General features: G+C 62.7%; 16 protein-coding genes. 10 read left to right on the top strand and 6 right to left on the bottom strand.

What is annotated here, in order from left to right; genetic code table 11:
- The first annotated feature begins 144 nt into the window (after positions 1-144).
- Genes C4J93_RS04960 through C4J93_RS04950 form a run of 3 tightly spaced genes read left to right on the top strand, consistent with a single transcriptional unit; the run spans position 145 to position 1,838 of the window.
- Positions 145-609 (top strand): multidrug transporter, encoded by a 465-nt coding sequence (locus tag C4J93_RS04960; protein ID WP_124428729.1) that lies wholly within the window; start codon positions 145-147, stop codon positions 607-609.
- Positions 610-623: 14 nt separating this feature from the next.
- A complete protein-coding gene (locus tag C4J93_RS04955) occupies positions 624-1,436 on the top strand; it encodes an SDR family oxidoreductase (protein WP_124428728.1) in 813 nt (270 codons plus the stop codon).
- Positions 1,437-1,838 (top strand): DUF4440 domain-containing protein, encoded by a 402-nt coding sequence (locus C4J93_RS04950; RefSeq protein ID WP_124428727.1) that lies wholly within the window; start codon positions 1,437-1,439, stop codon positions 1,836-1,838. It abuts the gene before it with no gap.
- A gap of 104 nt (positions 1,839-1,942) precedes the next feature.
- Here the strand turns inward: C4J93_RS04950 and C4J93_RS04945 are convergent, their stop codons facing one another.
- From C4J93_RS04945 to C4J93_RS04930, 4 genes are read right to left on the bottom strand one after another with little or no spacing between them, the layout of a single operon-like run.
- Entirely contained in the window at positions 1,943-2,803 is an 861-nt protein-coding gene (locus tag C4J93_RS04945; RefSeq protein ID WP_124428726.1) for an HlyD family secretion protein, read from the bottom strand.
- Positions 2,804-2,813: 10 nt separating this feature from the next.
- Complete coding sequence (locus C4J93_RS04940; protein WP_124361378.1) at positions 2,814-3,014, bottom strand: DUF1656 domain-containing protein; 201 nt, start codon at positions 3,012-3,014, stop codon at positions 2,814-2,816.
- Positions 3,004-5,181 carry an FUSC family protein gene (locus tag C4J93_RS04935; protein ID WP_124428725.1) on the bottom strand — a complete coding sequence of 726 codons (2,178 nt, stop codon included), beginning with the start codon at positions 5,179-5,181 and terminating at the stop codon, positions 3,004-3,006. Before C4J93_RS04935 ends, C4J93_RS04940 begins: the two co-directional genes overlap by 11 nt.
- 10 nt (positions 5,182-5,191) lie before the next feature.
- Positions 5,192-6,703 (bottom strand): efflux transporter outer membrane subunit, encoded by a 1,512-nt coding sequence (locus C4J93_RS04930; RefSeq protein ID WP_124428724.1) that lies wholly within the window; start codon positions 6,701-6,703, stop codon positions 5,192-5,194.
- 182 nt (positions 6,704-6,885) lie between these two features.
- Here C4J93_RS04930 and C4J93_RS04925 point away from each other — a divergent pair, with 182 nt between their 5' ends.
- The 5 genes from C4J93_RS04925 to C4J93_RS04905 all read left to right on the top strand — a co-directional run bounded on the left by C4J93_RS04925 (position 6,886) and on the right by C4J93_RS04905 (position 11,385).
- Complete coding sequence (locus C4J93_RS04925) at positions 6,886-7,854, top strand: LysR family transcriptional regulator (RefSeq protein WP_124361375.1); 969 nt, start codon at positions 6,886-6,888, stop codon at positions 7,852-7,854.
- 121 nt (positions 7,855-7,975) lie between these two features.
- The gene (locus tag C4J93_RS04920) at positions 7,976-8,950 is read left to right on the top strand and encodes a D-glycerate dehydrogenase (protein ID WP_124409084.1); all 975 of its coding nucleotides are present in this window, start codon (positions 7,976-7,978) and stop codon (positions 8,948-8,950) included.
- 198 nt (positions 8,951-9,148) lie between these two features.
- On the top strand, positions 9,149-10,051 hold the full coding sequence (locus tag C4J93_RS04915) for a chemotaxis protein CheV (protein ID WP_124361373.1): 903 nt from the start codon (positions 9,149-9,151) through the stop codon (positions 10,049-10,051).
- A gap of 3 nt (positions 10,052-10,054) precedes the next feature.
- The gene (locus C4J93_RS04910) at positions 10,055-10,534 is read left to right on the top strand and encodes an N-acetyltransferase (RefSeq protein WP_124428723.1); all 480 of its coding nucleotides are present in this window, start codon (positions 10,055-10,057) and stop codon (positions 10,532-10,534) included.
- 107 nt (positions 10,535-10,641) lie between these two features.
- On the top strand, positions 10,642-11,385 hold the full coding sequence (locus C4J93_RS04905; protein WP_124428722.1) for a YkgJ family cysteine cluster protein: 744 nt from the start codon (positions 10,642-10,644) through the stop codon (positions 11,383-11,385).
- Here the strand turns inward: C4J93_RS04905 and C4J93_RS04900 are convergent.
- Together C4J93_RS04900 and C4J93_RS04895 are read right to left on the bottom strand one after the other, a co-directional pair.
- Positions 11,363-12,172 (bottom strand): transporter substrate-binding domain-containing protein, encoded by an 810-nt coding sequence (locus C4J93_RS04900; RefSeq protein ID WP_124365885.1) that lies wholly within the window; start codon positions 12,170-12,172, stop codon positions 11,363-11,365. The genes C4J93_RS04905 and C4J93_RS04900 overlap by 23 nt on opposite strands.
- Positions 12,173-12,337: 165 nt before the next feature.
- Entirely contained in the window at positions 12,338-12,571 is a 234-nt protein-coding gene (locus C4J93_RS04895) for a hypothetical protein (protein WP_124369695.1), read from the bottom strand.
- Between the two features lie 214 nt (positions 12,572-12,785).
- Here C4J93_RS04895 and C4J93_RS04890 point away from each other — a divergent pair, with 214 nt between their 5' ends.
- Both C4J93_RS04890 and C4J93_RS04885 read left to right on the top strand, forming a co-directional pair.
- Positions 12,786-13,952, top strand: a complete 1,167-nt coding sequence (locus tag C4J93_RS04890) for an efflux RND transporter periplasmic adaptor subunit (RefSeq protein ID WP_124428721.1) — start codon at positions 12,786-12,788, stop codon at positions 13,950-13,952.
- Positions 13,949-17,044, top strand: coding sequence for a multidrug efflux RND transporter permease subunit (locus C4J93_RS04885; protein WP_124428720.1), 3,096 nt, complete (start codon positions 13,949-13,951; stop codon positions 17,042-17,044). The genes C4J93_RS04890 and C4J93_RS04885 overlap by 4 nt, the downstream gene beginning before the upstream one ends.
- Positions 17,045-17,046: the final 2 nt, after the last annotated feature.

The raw sequence follows: 17,046 nt of genomic DNA, 5'->3' as shown, positions 1-17,046 counted from the left end.
TAAAGACTTCGTGGCAAAAGAGAGCGATGCAGTTCCTGCATCAGAGGGAACAGATACCTGCGCACGAGGGAAAGCAGCGCTGCACCATAGGCAATCGGCCCGCCCCCCGAGTAGGATGTTTTATCCCTATGCGAGGTTGTGTGTATGTTCTTTGGTGTGTTGCTGATCATCACCTGGCTGGTCCTGCTGCTGCGCTATCCGGCCAAGGCCCTGCCGGTGTCGCTGGCCGCTGCCGTCGGCCTGGGTTTGGTGGCCGTCTGGGTGGCGTGGCTCGACAACCGCGAAGCCGCGCAACTGGCCCGCCTGGAACTGCGCGTCAGCTACGCTGCGCAGGAATGCCCTGCCGACCGCCCATTGAAGCTGACGCTGAACAACGGCAACGATGTACCGCTGACCGAACTGCGCTGGCGTATCGCCGCCTACGCACCCGGCGACACCGTAAACCTGGCCGACAACGTGTACGCGGCCCCACGCTATCGCGGCCCCGGCGAATTGCAGGCCGGCGCCACCTGGGAAGACTGCCTGCCCGTCCCGCCGTTACGCCCCGGCTACCGCCCACAAACCCTGGAATTTCGCGCCGAGCACTTGCAAGGCAGCTTCTCGGACTGACAAAGGATTGATGCATGCCCAACGTACTGATCACCGGTTGCTCCAGCGGCATAGGCCGCGCCCTGGCTGATGCCTTCAAGTCCGCCGGCTTCGAGGTGTGGGCCAGCGCCCGGCGCACAGACGATGTCGCCGCCCTCGCCGCCGCCGGCTTCAACGCCGTACAGCTGGACGTCAACGATCCTGGCGCCTTGCAGCGCCTGGCCGAACAACTGAGCGAGCTCGATGTGCTGGTTAACAACGCCGGCTACGGCGCCATGGGCCCGCTGCTCGATGGCGGCACCGAGGCGATGCAACGCCAATTCGAGACCAACGTGTTTTCCATCGTCGGCGTTACGCAGGCGCTGTTTCCTGCCCTGCGGCGCGGCAGAGGGCTGGTCATCAATATCGGCAGCGTCTCCGGCGTGCTGGTCACACCCTTCGCCGGGGCCTACTGCGCGTCGAAAGCCGCCGTACATGCCTTGAGCGACGCCCTGCGCATGGAGCTGGCGCCGTTTGGCGTGCGCGTCATGGAGGTTCAACCCGGTGCGATCGATACACGCTTTGCAAAGAATGCCGGGGCCCAGGCCGAGCTGTTGATCAATGAACAGTCGCCGTGGTGGCCGTTGCGCGAGGGCATTCGTGCGCGCTCCCAGGCCTCGCAGGACAAGCCGACTTCGGCTGACCAATTTGCCGCCAAAGTACTCAAAGCCGCGCAACAGCCGACACCGCCACGCCTGCTGCGTGCGGGTAATGGCAGCCGGGCATTGCCGTTGATGGCAGCCCTGCTGCCCAAAGGATTATTGGAAACCGTGTTGAAAAAACGCTTTGGTTTGAATGGGAGTTTATAAATGATCGACTACAGCGACTTTTTCGAAGAAGTGATCCAAACCCACGTCGAAATCGAGCAATGGTTTGCCGGCGTCGCGCCCGAAGGTACCCTGCAGAGTCTGCTCGCGCGCTTCTCCCCCGAATTCAGCATGGTCGCGCCCGCCACGGGTACGCGGGTCAACACAGCCGGGGTAAATGCCCTGTTCACGCGCCTGGGTGGCATGCGGCCAGGGTTGAAAATCACCTTGAGCGAAATGACCGGCATCGACCGGCATGCGCGTGGCGCCACGGTGAGCTACCGCGAGCACCAAGTTGATGACAGCGGTACCCAGACTGATCGCCGCGCGACGGTAGTGTTCGAGAAGCAGGCCAGTGGTGCGCTGTTGTGGCGCCATTTGCATGAAACTTTTATCAAGGCCTGACTGGATTGAAGAATGTGGGAGGGGGCTTGCTCCCGATAGCGGAGTGCCAGCCACTGAATCCATGACTGAATTACCGCTATCGGGAGCAAGCCCCCTCCCACATTTTAGTTTTGCGCCTGGTTGACGATCACGGTGCAGGTGATGCCCGCCGCCAGCAGCACGCCTTCCGGCACTTCATCAATGTGAATCCGTACCGGCACGCGTTGGGCCAGCCTCACCCAGTTGAACGTAGGGTTCACATCGGCGATCAGCTCGCGGCTCTCGGGGTTGTCGCGGTCGTAGATGCCGCGCGAGATGCTTTCCACGTGGCCCTTGAGGGTCTCGCCACTCATTAACTGCAGGTCGGCTGTGTCGCCGACCTTCACGTGGGGCAGCTTGGTTTCTTCGAAGAAGCCGTAAACCCAGAACGAGTTCATATCCACCACGGCCATCTTCGCCTCGCCGATGCGCGCATAGTCGCCGCGGTGCACGTTGAGGTTGGTGACATAGCCGTCTACCGCCGCCACGACGTGGGTGCGTTTCAAATTGAGTTCAGCCGCTTCCAGTTGCGCCAGCGCGTGCTGGTAATCAGCCAGGGCCGAGTCGGCAATGTTGCTGGCGTCGTCGCGGTTTTCCCGGGAGATCACCAGCGCATCGAGGTCGGCGCGACGGTGTGCGTTGACCTTGCGCATTTCCCAGGTGGCTTTGCGCGACGCCACCAGCGACTGCGCCTGCTTAACCGCGATGCGGTAGTGCTCGGGGTCGATCTGCATCAGCAGGTCTCCCTTCTTCACCAACTGGTTATCACGCACCGGCACGTCCACCACTTCGCCAGTAACGTCGGCAGCGACGTTGATGATATCGGCGCGTACACGGCCGTCGCGGGTCCACGGCGTTTCCATGTAATGCACCCACAACGTGCGGCCAATCCAGATCGCCAACGCCAGCACCAGCAGGGTCGCGAGCAGGCTGAAAAACTTTTTCATCGGGGCATTCTCAACGGTAGACGCTCAGCGCCAGGGCGCCGAACAGGCAAACGAACAGGCTCAGGCGCAGCAACGCCGGGTGCCAGAAAAACCGGTACAGGTCGAACCCGGCCAGAAAACGGTCCAGGGCCCAGGCCAGCACAGCCGCGATCAGGAACATCAGGGTCATGCTCGGCATGTAGAGGCCGTGGAAGGCGATTTCACGGGGCATTCGAATGTCCTTTAAGGGCCGCCAGCGGCGATTGCGGGTCCAACAACGAGGTGCGGATAAAGTGCAGGTAGCTTTTCACGCGGCGCAGGGCCGAGGTGTCGAAGTGCGGCGCGAACGGTTCGTCTGTGGCCTGCACGCGGCTGATCGCATGGTCGACGGCGATCAGCCCGCGCTCCAGGTTGCTGGCGCTGGGCTGCAGGAACAGCCGCACCAGCGAGCGCCCCATCACGCGGATTGCCTGGCGCCAGGGCTGGGATTCGGCGTACGCCGGGTGCACCGGCAGGATCGCCTGTTCCTTGCGCAATTCGATGATCGCGTGGCCGACCTCCAGCACCACGAACATCCAACGCAACAGAGCGCGCTGCACCTGCGGCTGGCCGGCGGCGAGGCCATAGGCCTGGTGCAGCAGGTCACGGGTGCGGCTTTCGAAACTCGACGCCAGGCCCTTGAGCTTGCCGCTGATCGCGTACACCACTTGCTCGCGCAGGTCTTGCTCGAGGCGACGCCACAGCCAGCGGCTATTGGGCGGCAGGATGATTGCCCCGGCCGCCGCGCACACCAGCATGCCGATGACCATGGCGATGTAGTCGTTGATAAAGCTGTAAGGGTTGTAGAGCGTCAGGTTATCCGGCACCGAGCCGGTGCTGAAGAAGATCAGCAAGCCCACGCCGACCCCGGCGTACTGCGGGCGTGAGGCGAGAAAGGCGCCGAAAATGATCACCGGCGCCAGCATCACGCACAGCAGCGCGAAGCCATCGATCAAGGGAAACACGAAGAACATTTCGACGAAGCCCACCAGCGCACCAATCATGGTGCCGCAGGCCATCTGGAAGGCCATGCGCTTGGGATTGGGCGTGGCGGCGGACAGGCCGACGGTGGCGGCCGCGATCAAGGTCATGGTGGCGCCGCTGGGCCAGGCCGTGGCTACCCAATAACTGCCGAGGACGACTAGGATGAACGAGGCGCGTATCCCGGCCGCGGCGCAGGCCAGCCAGTTGGTTTTCGGCGTGTAGGCCTGGTCCCAGTCTTCCCGCGCGTGGCGGTGATCGGCCAGGGACGCATGGGTTTGCGCATAGTTGTGCAGGTCGTCGACGAAGCGGTACAGCAGCTCGTAGGCGGTATGAAAATCCAGTTGTTCGGCTTCGGTGGGAGCGCTTTGCTGGAAGCCGGCGCGCAGGCTGCGCACCTTGGCAGGCAAGCTGTCCTTATAGGCACTGAGCAAGTTGACCAACCGTGCCGCGTCGGGGCTGGTCAGCGCCTGGCCGGAAAACCCGTCGAGCACTTCGGCCAGGTCCTGCAGGCCGGGCTTGATCGCCGCCACCACATGATCGGCTTCGTCGGCGCGCAGCCGTGCCAGCAGCTGGTGCAAGGCGTTGAAGCGCGTGGTGATGCTCATGAACTCGCTGTTGAGGCGATTGAGACGACCGTTGCGCCTGCGCATGTGTGGGTCTTCGAACACGGTGACGCTGCGCAAACCTTCCAAGCCCACTGCCTCGGCGATAAAGCGCACGTTGGTACTTTCAAAGCCTTCACGCTGACTGCGACCGCGCAGACCGTCGGTGACGAACAGCGCGAACACCCCAAAGCGTTGATACAGCGCATTGCGCATCGCGGCGCTGGAGGTCTGCGGCAGTATCGCGGCGCTGACCAGCGTCGAGCAGAGAATGCCCAGGGAAATCTCCAGCACGCGCCACACCGCCGCCATAAAGGCGCCGTCCGGGTGGGCCAGCGCCGGCAAGCCGACCATCGCCGCCGTGTAGCCGGCGAGTACAAACCCGTAGGCGCGAAAGTTACGGTTACGCGTGGCGCCGGCGGTGCAGATGCCGACCCAAATGGCCAGGGCGCCGAGGAACAGTTCGGTGTTCTGCGCAAACAACGCGATCAGCAACACCATCACCGCCGACCCGGCCAAGGTGCCGAGAAAGCGGTAAAAACTCTTGGCGAATACCTGACCGCTCTGCGGTTGCATCACGATGAACACCGTGATCATCGCGGTGCGCGGCTGCGGCAGTTCCAGGCGCATCGCCAGCCACAGCGTGAGGAACGCAGCGAGCAGCACCTTGAAGATATACACCCAGGTCACGCCATCGCTACGCGCCCAGTCGAAAAAACCACGGCGCCACTCAAGGGCGTGCAGCCAGCGCAAAGGTGCAGGCAAGGGAATCATGGCCATCTACTCAGTGATCGAACACGGCCAGCGCCGCAGGGGGCTTGCCGGGGAGGGTCTTGTCGTTGCGCGGTACATCGTCGTCGGCACCGAGGCCACCGCCCAAGGCAGTCACCAGTTCGGCGTGAGCACTCAGGCGTGCGGCCTGTACGTGTTGCTCTATCTGCTGCTGGCGAAACAGCAGGGTCTGGGCATTCAGCACATTGAGGTAGTCGGTGAGGCCGCGTTGATAGGCGATGATCGCGATGTCGTAGGTTTTCTGCGCCGACGCCACCGATTGCGCGGCAAACGCCGCCTGTTTGTTCATGGACTCGCGACGGATCAGTTGGTCACTGATGCCCTTGAGCGCATTGACCAGGGTTTGGTTGTAATGCGCCACGGCGATGTCGTAACCGGCGCTGGCTTGCCCCAGTTGCGCACGCAGACGCCCACCGTCGAAGATCGGCAGGGTAATGGCCGGGCCGACGTTGTAATTGAATTTGCTGCCCGCAAGGAACTCCAGCATGCCGCCACCGGTGGCCATGAAACCGAGGCTGCCGACCAGATCGACGTTGGGGTAGAAACCTGCATGGGCGACATCGATGCCACGCGCCTGCGCCGCCACCTGCCAGCGACTGGCGACCACATCCGGTCGCTGGCCGAGCAATTGCGCAGGCAAATTCGAAGGTAGTTTCAACGCAGCGGCCAGCGACAGGCTGGGGCGCCGCAACCGGGCGCCCTCCCCCGGACCTTTGCCGGCCAGCGCCGCCAGCTGGTTGCGGCTCAGGGCGATTTCCTCATCGAGCGCGTCCAACTGACGGTGGGTTTCAGGCAGCGGGGTCTGTGCCTGGCTGACGTCGAAGTGCGTGCCGATCCCGGCGTCCAGGCGCTTGTTGGCCAGATCCAGCATCTGCTGTTGCTGGGCCAAGGTGGCCGCGACAATGTCGCGATCGGCGTAATGCAACGACAACTGGATGTAGGCCCGCACCACGTTGTTCTGCAGCTCGAGCTGGGCCTGGCGCGCTTGGGCTGCGCTCATATGGGCCAGGTCGACGGCACGCTCGGTGGCGTTACTTTCGCGGCCCCACAGGTCGAGTGCGTAACTCAAGCCCAGGGATGAATTGTTATCCCAGGTGTTCGCACCGCTCAATTCGCCGGGGCCGTAGAACTGATCCTTCGGCCAGTTGTGGCGTTTGAGGGTGGTGTCGCTGTCGATCTGCAGGGACTCGGCAGACTCCGCCAACCCGGCCATGGCGCGCGCTTCACGCACCCGTGCGGCGGCCATGGCCATACTCGGACTGTTTTGCGTGGCAAGTTCGACCCAGCGGTTCAGTTGCGGATCGCCGTAGGCCTGCCACCATCGGGCGGTGGGCCAGTGGGCGTCGCTGGCGGCGTTCTGGATCGCTTCGTCCGTGGCCAGCTCGTTGGCAATCAAGGATTGGCCCTGGGGGCCGATTCCTGCGGTTCCGATACAGCCGCTGATGGCGAGCGTAAAGGCCCAAACACTGAGAGTCTTCAGCTCTCTGCTGATGCGACGCGGCACGCTGACGAATTCCTGAGAGGGTGTTACGGGGAGAGGTGGCGCAATTCTAGGGCCCGCAATGGGCGCCGATAAGCTGTCATTCCTGTGAATCTTTGTTACCGTTAAGGCGATAATCCGTTGGTAGGGATCACTGGACGGCGCAACTTTCTGTCACAATTTGCCATCTCCCTTGAGAACACCCCATGGACACTTTGCAAAACATGCGCGCGTTCAGTTGCGTTGCAGAGGCCGGCAGCTTCACCGCCGCCGCCGCGCAGCTGGACACTACCACCGCCAACGTCTCGCGCGCGGTCTCAAACCTTGAGGCCCACCTGCAAACCCGCTTGCTCAACCGCACCACTCGCCGCATCGCGCTGACCGAGGCCGGTAAGCGCTATTTGCTGCGCTGCGAGCAGATCCTCGCCTACGTCGAGGAAGCCGAGGCGGAAGCCAGCGACGCCCATGCGCGTCCCGCCGGGCAATTGAAAGTGCACACCATGACCGGTATCGGCCAGCACTTCGTGATCGACGCGATTGCCCGCTACCGCCGCACCCATCCCGACGTGACCTTCGACCTGACGCTCGCCAACCGCGTGCCGGACCTGCTCGATGAGGGCTATGACGTGTCCATCGTGCTGGCCAGCGAACTGCCGGATTCCGGTTTCGTCTCGCAACGCCTGGGCATCACCTACAGCATCGCCTGCGCCTCGCCGGAATACGTCAAGGCCAAGGGTTGCGCACAAAGGCCCCAGGATTTGCTCAATCACGCCTGCCTGCGCCTGGTCAGCCCGGTGATCCAGCTGGATAAATGGACCTTCAACGGGCCCGAAGGCCAGGAAAGCGTTGCGGTGAACAGCTCGCCGTTTTTGGTCAACTCGGCCGACGCGATGAAAACCGCGATCACCAGCGGCATGGGCGTCGGCCTGCTGCCGGTGTATGCCGCGATAGAAGGTTTGCGTAACGGCACGCTGGTGCGGGTAATGCCCAACTACCGTTCCCAGGAGCTGAACCTGTACGCCATCTACCCGTCGCGCCAATACCTGGATGCGAAGATCAAGACCTGGGTGGAATACTTGCGCGGTTCGCTGCCGGAGATTCTCGCGGCTCATCAAGCGGAATTGGTGGCATACGAGTTGAGCGGCACCCTGAGCGGTGCGCGTTTGGCCAACTGATTCCTGGCAGACAATAAAGAACCTTGTTGGAGGGAGCTTGCCCTCCCACATGGGTTCAACGGGGTCCTGACAATATGTTAGGTTGCTTGGCATTCTTCCGTAGTCGATGAGCCCGCCTGCCATGAAAAAGACTGTCCTTGCCTTCAGCCGTGTCACCCCGCAAATGATCGAACGCCTGCAACAGGATTTCGAGGTGATTGCGCCCAACCCCAAGCAGGGGGACATCAACGCCCAATTCAACGAAGCCCTGCCCCACGCCCACGGTCTGATCGGCGTGGGCCGCAAGCTGGGCCGCGAACAGCTTGAAGGCGCGCGCCAGCTGGAGGTGGTGTCCAGTGTGTCGGTGGGCTACGACAACTACGATGTCGCCTACTTCAATGAGCGCGGGATCATGCTCACCAATACCCCCGACGTGCTCACCGAAAGCACCGCCGACCTGGCCTTCGCCCTGTTGATGAGCAGCGCACGCCGCGTGGCCGAACTGGACGCCTGGACCAAGGCCGGCCAATGGAAAGCCAGCGTTGGCGCCCCGTTGTTTGGCTGCGATGTACACGGCAAGACCCTGGGCATCGTCGGCATGGGCAATATCGGCGCGGCCGTGGCCCGGCGTGGGCGCCTGGGCTTCAATATGCCGATCCTGTACAGCGGCAACAGCCGCAAGAGCGCGCTGGAACAAGAGCTGGGCGCACAGTTTCGCAGCCTGGACCAGCTGCTGGCCGAGGCGGATTTCGTTTGCCTGGTGGTGCCGCTAAGCGACAAGACCCGTCACCTGATCAGCAGCCGGGAGCTGGCGCTGATGAAGTCCAGTGCGATCCTGATCAACATCTCCCGTGGCCCGGTAGTGGACGAGCCCGCGCTGATCCAGGCCTTGCAAACCCAGCGCATTCGTGGCGCCGGGCTGGATGTGTATGAAAAGGAACCGCTGGCCGAGTCGCCCCTGTTCCAGTTGAGCAATGCGGTGACGCTGCCGCATATCGGTTCGGCCACCCATGAAACCCGCGAAGCCATGGCCAACCGCGCGCTCGACAACCTGCGCAGCGCCCTGCTCGGCCAACGCCCGCAGGACCTGGTGAACCCACAGGTGTGGAAAGGCTGACACCCCGCCCTGTTGGAACCCGCTTGTTGTGGCGAGCGAGCTTGCTCGCGCTGGAGTGCGTAGCGCTCCCAGGCTTTTTGGGGCCGCTTCGCAGCCCAGCGGGAGCAAGCTCCCTCGCCACAGGTCACACCTTTAGTTTTTCGTGAGAGGGTCGATAACCTTCCATAGATCGCCACCCCTGATCCACAGAAGGTTTTTATGTCCACCACCAAAGCCCGCGCAGACTCACTTTCGCTTCTGCTCTTTACCTTGCGCAGCGGCAAGCTGATGGCGATCAACCTGCTGAAAGTCAGCGAAATCATCCCCTGCCCTCCGCTGACCAAGCTGCCGGAGTCGCACCCTCACGTCAAAGGCATCGCCACGTTGCGCGGTAACTCGTTGGCGGTGATCGACTTGAGCCGCGCCTTGGGCGAGATGCCGTTGCAGGACCCGAACGGTGGCTGCCTGATCGTCACCGATGTCAGCCGTTCCAAGCAGGGCTTGCATGTGCAGGCGGTGAGCAAGATCGTGCATTGCCTGACCACCGATATCCGCCCACCGCCCTATGGCTCCGGCGGCAATCGCGCATTCATCACCGGGGTGACCCAGGTGGAAGGCGGCCTGGTGCAGGTGCTGGATATCGAAAAAGTCATCCATGGCATCGCCCCGGCGCCGATAGAAGCCGCACCGACCGACCTGACCATGGAAGAAGCCGAAGTCCTCGGCCATGCACGCATCCTGGTGGTGGACGACAGCCAAGTGGCGCTGCAGCAATCGGTGCATACGCTGCGCAACCTCGGGCTGACCTGTCACACCGCGCGCAGCGCCAAGGAGGCCATTGATGTGCTGCTGGAGCTGCAAGGCACGGGCGAGCAAATCAATGTGGTGGTATCGGACATCGAAATGTCCGAGATGGACGGTTATGCCCTCACCCGCACGCTGCGCGAAACCCCGGACTTCCAGCAGCTCTACGTGCTGTTGCACACCTCCCTGGACAGCGCGATGAACAGTGAAAAAGCCCGCCTGGCCGGCGCCGATGCGGTGCTGACCAAGTTTTCCTCCCCCGAGCTGACCAAGTGCCTGGTGGTGGCTGCGCAAACCGTGGCGCAAAAGGGTTTGTGAGCCTTGGCTGAGTATTTCCAGCTGCTGCGACGCGAACTGACCGGCAGCCTGCCGGCACCGCAGTGGCCGGCCGCTACCCAGCTGGATCACTATCGCGATGAACTGGCCCCGGCGATTCACGCGGTATTGCGCATGACCCAGGATCAGGGCGGTGGCCGTGTCGCGGGCCTTGAGCAATGGCGCCGGCAATTCGTTGCCGATGCCGAGTTCGACCCCTCGTTGTGCCTGGTAGCCAGTAACGCCGAGGGCATTCTCGGCGTGGCGCAATGCTGGACCAGTGCCTTTATCAAGAACCTCTCGATACACCCCTGCGCCCAGGGCCAGGGGCTTGGCCGAGCGTTGCTGCTGCATGCCTTCCACGTTTTCAAGCAGCGTGGCGAACCCTATGTGGATCTCAAGGTGCTGGAGAGCAATCTGCGCGCGCGGCAGCTGTATGAAAGCGCAGGCATGCGGTTCGTCCTGCGCGACGTGGTTGAGGACTGACGTCACTGGCGCACAACTTGCTTCCAGAGAGCCCAAGCGGTGGATAGAGGTAAAAACCCGTCACCGCCCATGCTTGCCCTCTGACTTTGCCTGGTGACAGATCCGCCATGAACACTCACTTTTCCTGCGTAGGTTGTGGCAAATGCTGCTCCGATCACCACGTACCCCTGACCCTCGACGAAGCCCGGCAGTGGGCGGCGGACGGTGGCAATGTCATTGTTCTGGTAGAAGGTTTTCTCGCCAGCGGCCTGGGTTTGCCCCAGCAGCAGCGTGAACATGCCGAACGCCGTTCAGTGGTGGTGCCCAGCGGCAATACCCAGGCATTCGTGGCGATCACCTTTGCGGCCTACAACGCCGGGCGCTGTCGGAATCTTGACGAAGACAATCGCTGCGGCATCTACGAACGACGTCCGCTGGTGTGCCGGATCTATCCGATGGAGATCAATCCGCACATCCCGCTGAACCCGAGCGCCAAGGATTGCCCGCCGGAATCCTGGGAACAGGGGCCGGCGTTGATCGTGGGCGGGGAATTGATGGATGCTGAACTGGCTGAACTGATCCGCCGTTCACGCCAGGCCGACCGTGACGATGTGCAAACCAAGGAGGCCGTGTGTGCCTTGCTGGGGATTCGTACCACCGCACTCAAGGGCGACGGGTTCACGGCGTATTTGCCGGATATGAATGCGTTTGCCCAAGCCATTGCGTTGGCAACTGACCAGCCGATTACGGCCAACGAGTGGGTGTTTCACGTCTCCGGGATGGAGATTGCCGAACAACTGCTGGATGCCGGCGCGCAGATTGCTACCGAAGTGCCGGCCAATTACGCGTTTATCCCGTTGCGGGCGGCTTGAGGCTCGACGGGTTCACGGGCGCGGTGTCGAGGCGGTAGGGCTGGAGGATGCGCTGGTACTCGCCGTTCTGCTTGAGTTGCTCAAGGGCATGGTTGAGTTCGGTACGCAACACGGTATCGGTTTTGCGCAGTGCAATCGCGACACTGTTGCCCAACAGGTCAGACGATACCGGCGGGCCCATGAAATCGAAATCCATGCCTTCAGGCGTGTCGAGCAAGGCCTCTCGGATTTCCACCGCCCCCTGCAGCGTCGCATCGATCTCGCCCGCAACCAGGCCGCGCACCAGTTGGTCGTTGAGCCAGTAGCTCTCGATGATCACGCCAGCCGGCGCCCACTGCGACCGGGCAAAGGCTTCGCGATTGCTCCTGACCAACACCCCGACCCGCTTGCCCTTGAGTAACCGCTTGTGCGGGCTCAGGCCAGAGTTTCTGCGGGCCACCAGCCAGGTGGTGATCGGGTAGAGGTCATCGCTGAAATTGACTCTCTGTTGTCGACTCAAGGTCGGTGCCATCCCCATGATCGCGTCAAATTGCCGGGCATCGAGGGCGGGGAAGTTTTCCATGACGATCTGGTCGACCCAGGTGCAATGCACATTGAGCTGCACGCACAGGGCGTTACCCAATTCGATATTGAGCCCCACCAATTGCCCTTGCGGATTACGGCTTTGAAAGGGGGGAAAATGCGCCGCGACAGCGAAGCGGATTTCGCGTCGCGGCGGCTCGGCGGCGGCCACGGCCTCCACCGATAACAGGAGGGCAAGCGCCACACAGAGATGTATCAAAGCCACGGGAAACGTCCTTTTCCGGAGAGAGCTGCGTCGCCATGTCCCGATACAAATGATCAGGGCAAGGCGATGCTGCGCAAGCTTTCAAGAAACGGTCGCGGACCTACAATAAGAAATATCGACGCGAGCTGTAGGCAACTGCCTATACGGCGAATATGCGCATTACTCTCAACGTTTACCCATCGAACGACGCGTACCCGGCGGCGCCATGCCTGGCGTTTTGGTATGGCCATTCTTCGCGCCACCTTTGTACCAGGGCTGGGCGGCCTGCTTGGCCCCGGCCAGTTCACCCGGATTGAAAGGGAACTTGAACGCCGGGATTTCGGCTTTTTCAACGCCGTCGGCATCGACCGAATCGACGAGGTCGACCGCTTCAACGGCGGGTTGGATCGGGGAAGTCATGGGGTGCTCCGAGGTGCGCAAAAGATGAAGCGGGCCCGGCAAGCGGGCCACAGTGGCGCGCAGTATACCTGCGCGCCCCGGATCTTTAAGCGTCGTCGTACGAATGGTCGCCGCTTAACTGACAGCGCTGTCAGATAGCCGTCACTCTGCTGACCCGATCAAAAGGCTATAACGGTCATTCCACGTTTCCGATCCTTTGCCTGGCGCCACCTCTATGCCCACAAAACGAAACACGGCCCTGCTGGTGGGCGCCCTTCTGGTCCTGGCGCTGGCAGCCTGGACCTTGACTCGGCCCGCCAAGACCCGGCTGGCGGCACCCAGCGCTATTCCCGTGCGAGTGGTAAGCGTGGCGCAACAGGATGTCCCGCGGTTCGTCAGCGGCATTGGCACGGTGTTGTCGTTGCACAGCGTGGTGATCCGCCCGCAGATCGACGGCATCCTCACCCGCTTGCTGGTCAAGGAAGGCCAACGGGTGAAGGCCGGTGACTTGCTGGCAACCATCGATGACCGTTCGATCCGCGCCAGTCTCGACCAGGCCAAGGCGCAGTTGGGGGAAAGCCAGGCGCAGTTGCAAGTAGCGCAGGTCAACCTCAAACGCTACAAGGAACTGAGTATCGACGACGGCGTATCGAAGCAGACCTACGACCAGCAACAAGCCCTGGTGAACCAGCTCAAGGCCACCGCGCAGGGTAACCAGGCGGCGATTGATTCGGCTCAAGTACAACTTTCCTACACCCAGATTCGCTCTCCCGTCAGTGGTCGCGTGGGCATTCGCACGGTGGATGAAGGCAACTTCCTGCGCATGAGCGATACCCAAGGGTTGTTCTCGGTCACCCAGATCGACCCGATCGCGGTTGAGTTTTCCCTGCCGCAGCAGATGTTGCCGACCTTGCAAGGCCTGATCGCCGCCCCGCAAAAAGCCAGCGTCGATGCCTACCTGGGGGCCGATACCGACGGCCAGACCGGCGACCTGCTGGGGGAAGGCCACTTGAGCCTGATTGACAACCAGATCAGTTCCACCACCGGCACCCTGCGCGCCAAGGCCGAGTTCCCGAATGGCACACAGAAGCTGTGGCCGGGGCAACTGGTGACCATCAAGATCCAGACCGCCCTCGACAGGAACGCCTTGGTGGTGCCGCCGACGGTGGTGCAGCGTGGCCTGGACTCACATTTCGTGTACCGGCTCAACGGTGAGCAGGTGGAGGTGGTGCCCGTGCAAGTCACCTACCAGAACAGCGCGCTGAACATCATCAAGGGCGTGCAGGCCGGGGACGTGCTGGTCAGCGATGGCCAGTCGCGGCTCAAGGCGGGCGCCCAGGTGCAGGTGCTCAAGGAGCCGCCGCAGGTGATCCAGACCGTCGACGCCAAGGTGCAGCCATGAGCGGCAGCCGCTCGCCTTCGGCCTGGTGCGTCGATCACCCGGTCGCCACCCTGCTGCTGACCTTTGCCTTGGTGCTGCTGGGGATCATTGCCTTCCCCCGGCTGGCCGTTGCGCCACTGCCGGAAGCGGAATTTCCGACGATCCAGGTCACCGCCCAACTGCCCGGCGCCAGCCCGGACACCATGGCCTCATCGGTGGCGACGCCGCTCGAGGTGCAATTCAGCGCCATCCCCGGCATGACCCAGATGACCTCCAGCAGCGCCTTGGGCTCAAGCCTCTTGACCCTGCAATTCACTCTGGACAAAAGCATCGACACCGCCGCCCAGGAAGTGCAGGCCGCGATCAATACCGCCTCCGGCAAGCTGCCCAGCGATATGCCGAGCCTGCCGACCTGGAAGAAGGTCAACCCGGCCGACAGCCCGGTGCTGATCCTCAGCGTCAGCTCCGCGAGCATGCCGAGCACCGAACTGAGCGACTACGTGGAAACCCTGCTGGCGCGTCAGATCAGCCAGATCGACGGTGTCGGCCAGATCAACATCACCGGCCAGCAGCGCCCAGCGATTCGTGTGCAGGCCTCCCCCGACAAGCTCGCGGCAGTCGGCTTGACGCTCGCGGACATCCGCCTGACCATCCAGCAATCGAGCCTGAACCTGGCCAAAGGCGCGATCTATGGGGCCAACAGCGTGTCGACTCTGTCGACCAACGATCAACTGTTTCACCCCGACGAGTACGGTCAGTTGATCGTGTCCTACAAGAACGGTGCACCCGTGCAACTGCGGGATATCGCCAAAGTCGTCAACGGTTCGGAAAACGCCTACGTGCAGGCCTGGTCCGGCGATACGCCGGGGGTCAACCTGGTGATTTCGCGCCAGCCGGGGGCGAATATCGTCGACACGGTCGACCGCATCCAGCAAGCACTGCCGCGCCTGGAAGCCATGCTGCCGGCCTCGGTGCAGGTCAGTGTACTGACCGACCGCACCAAGACCATCCGCGCCTCGTTGCATGAAGTGGAAATGACCCTGCTGATCGCGATCCTGTTGGTGGTGGCGGTGATGGCGCTGTTCCTGCGCCAGCTGTCGGCGACGTTGATTGTGTCTGCCGTGCTCGGTGTGTCGCTGGTGGCCAGTTTCGCGCTGATGTATGTGATGGGCTTCAGCTTGAACAACCTGACCCTGGTCGCCATCGTGATTGCCGTGGGCTTTGTGGTGGACGATGCGATCGTGGTGGTGGAAAACATTCACCGTCACCTGGAGGCCGGCCTGGGTAAGCGCGAAGCCGCGATCAAAGGCTCCGGCGAAATCGGCTTTACCGTGGTGTCCATCAGCTTCTCGCTGGTGGCGGCGTTTATTCCACTGCTGTTCATGGGCGGCGTGGTCGGGCGGCTGTTCAAGGAATTTGCGCTGACGGCCACCTCGACCATCCTGATTTCGGTGGTGGTTTCGCTGACCCTGGCGCCCACCCTCGCCGCACTGTTCATGCGTGCGCCAACCCATCGCGCCCATGCCAAACCCACCTTCAGCGAGCGCCTGCTGGCCGGCTATGCGCGCAACCTGCGGCGTGCCCTGGCCCATCAACGCAGCATGGCGGCGATCTTCGTGGTGACCCTGGCCCTGGCCGTGGTCGGCTATGTGTTTATCCCCAAGGGCTTCTTCCCGGTGCAGGACACCGGTTTCGTGCTGGGCACCAGCGAGGCGGCAGCCGATGTGTCGTACCCGGACATGGTCGCCAAGCACAAGGCACTGGCCGACATCGTCAAGGCCGACCCGGCGGTGCAAGCCTTCTCCCACTCGGTGGGGGTAACCGGCAGCAACCAGACCATCGCCAACGGGCGCTTCTGGATCGCCTTGAAAGACCGGGGTGATCGCGATGTGTCGGCCAGCCAGTTCATCGACCGCATCCGCCCGCAACTGGCGAAGGTGCCGGGCATCGTCCTGTACCTGCGCGCCGGCCAGGATATCAACTTGAGCTCCGGCCCCAGCCGCGCCCAGTACCAATACGTACTCAAGAGCAACGACGGCCCGACCCTGAACACCTGGACTCAGCGCCTCACCGAAAAACTGCGCAGCAACCCGGCCTTTCGGGACCTGTCCAACGACCTGCAATTGGGCGGCAGCATCACCCACATCACCATCGACCGCCAGGCCGCGGCGCGTTTTGGCCTGACCGCCACCGACGTCGACCAGGCGCTGTACGACGCGTTCGGCCAGCGCCAGATCAACGAATACCAGACCGAGATCAACCAGTACCAGGTGGTGCTGGAGCTGGACCGCCAACAGCGCGGCAAGGCCGAGAGCCTGAACTATTTTTACCTGCGCTCGCCGCTGACCAACGAAATGGTGCCACTGTCGGCGCTGGCCAGGGTCGACCCACCGAGCGTGGGGCCGTTGTCCATCAGCCATGACGGCATGTTCCCGGCCGCCAACCTGTCGTTCAACCTGGCCCCCGGCGTGGCGCTGGGCGATGCGGTGATCATGCTCAACCAGGCCAAGAATGACATCGGCATGCCCAGTACGATCATCGGTAACTTCCAGGGCGCGGCCCAGGCTTTCCAGAGCTCGCTGGCCAGCCAGCCGTGGCTGATCCTCGCGGCACTGGTCGCGGTCTACATTATCCTGGGCGTGCTGTACGAGAGTTTCGTGCACCCGCTGACGATCATTTCCACCTTGCCTTCGGCGGGCCTGGGCGCGTTGGTCATGCTGTGGCTGCTGGGCCAGGACTTTTCGATCATGGCCTTGATCGGCCTGGTGCTGCTGATTGGCATCGTCAAGAAAAATGGCATCCTGATGATCGACTTCGCCCTGGAGGCCCAGCGCGTACGCGGCCTGGCGCCTGAGGACGCGATCTACGAAGCCTGCGTCACGCGGTTCCGGCCGATCATCATGACCACCCTCGCCGCCCTGCTTGGCGCGGTGCCGTTGATGCTCGGCTCAGGCCCTGGCGCGGAACTGCGCCAGCCACTGGGCATCGCCGTGGTCGGCGGCTTGCTGGTGAGCCAGGCGCTGACGCTGTTCACCACGCCGGTCATATACTTGTACCTTGAACGATTCTTCCACAGGCCCAAACCAGCGCTCGCGCTGGCGACCACACACTGAGG

The organism is Pseudomonas sp. R2-37-08W (genome assembly GCF_003851705.1).
Classification (GTDB): domain Bacteria; phylum Pseudomonadota; class Gammaproteobacteria; order Pseudomonadales; family Pseudomonadaceae; genus Aquipseudomonas.
The sequence above is the reverse complement of the archived record's forward strand: the minus strand, read 5'-3'. Positions and strand labels throughout refer to the sequence as shown.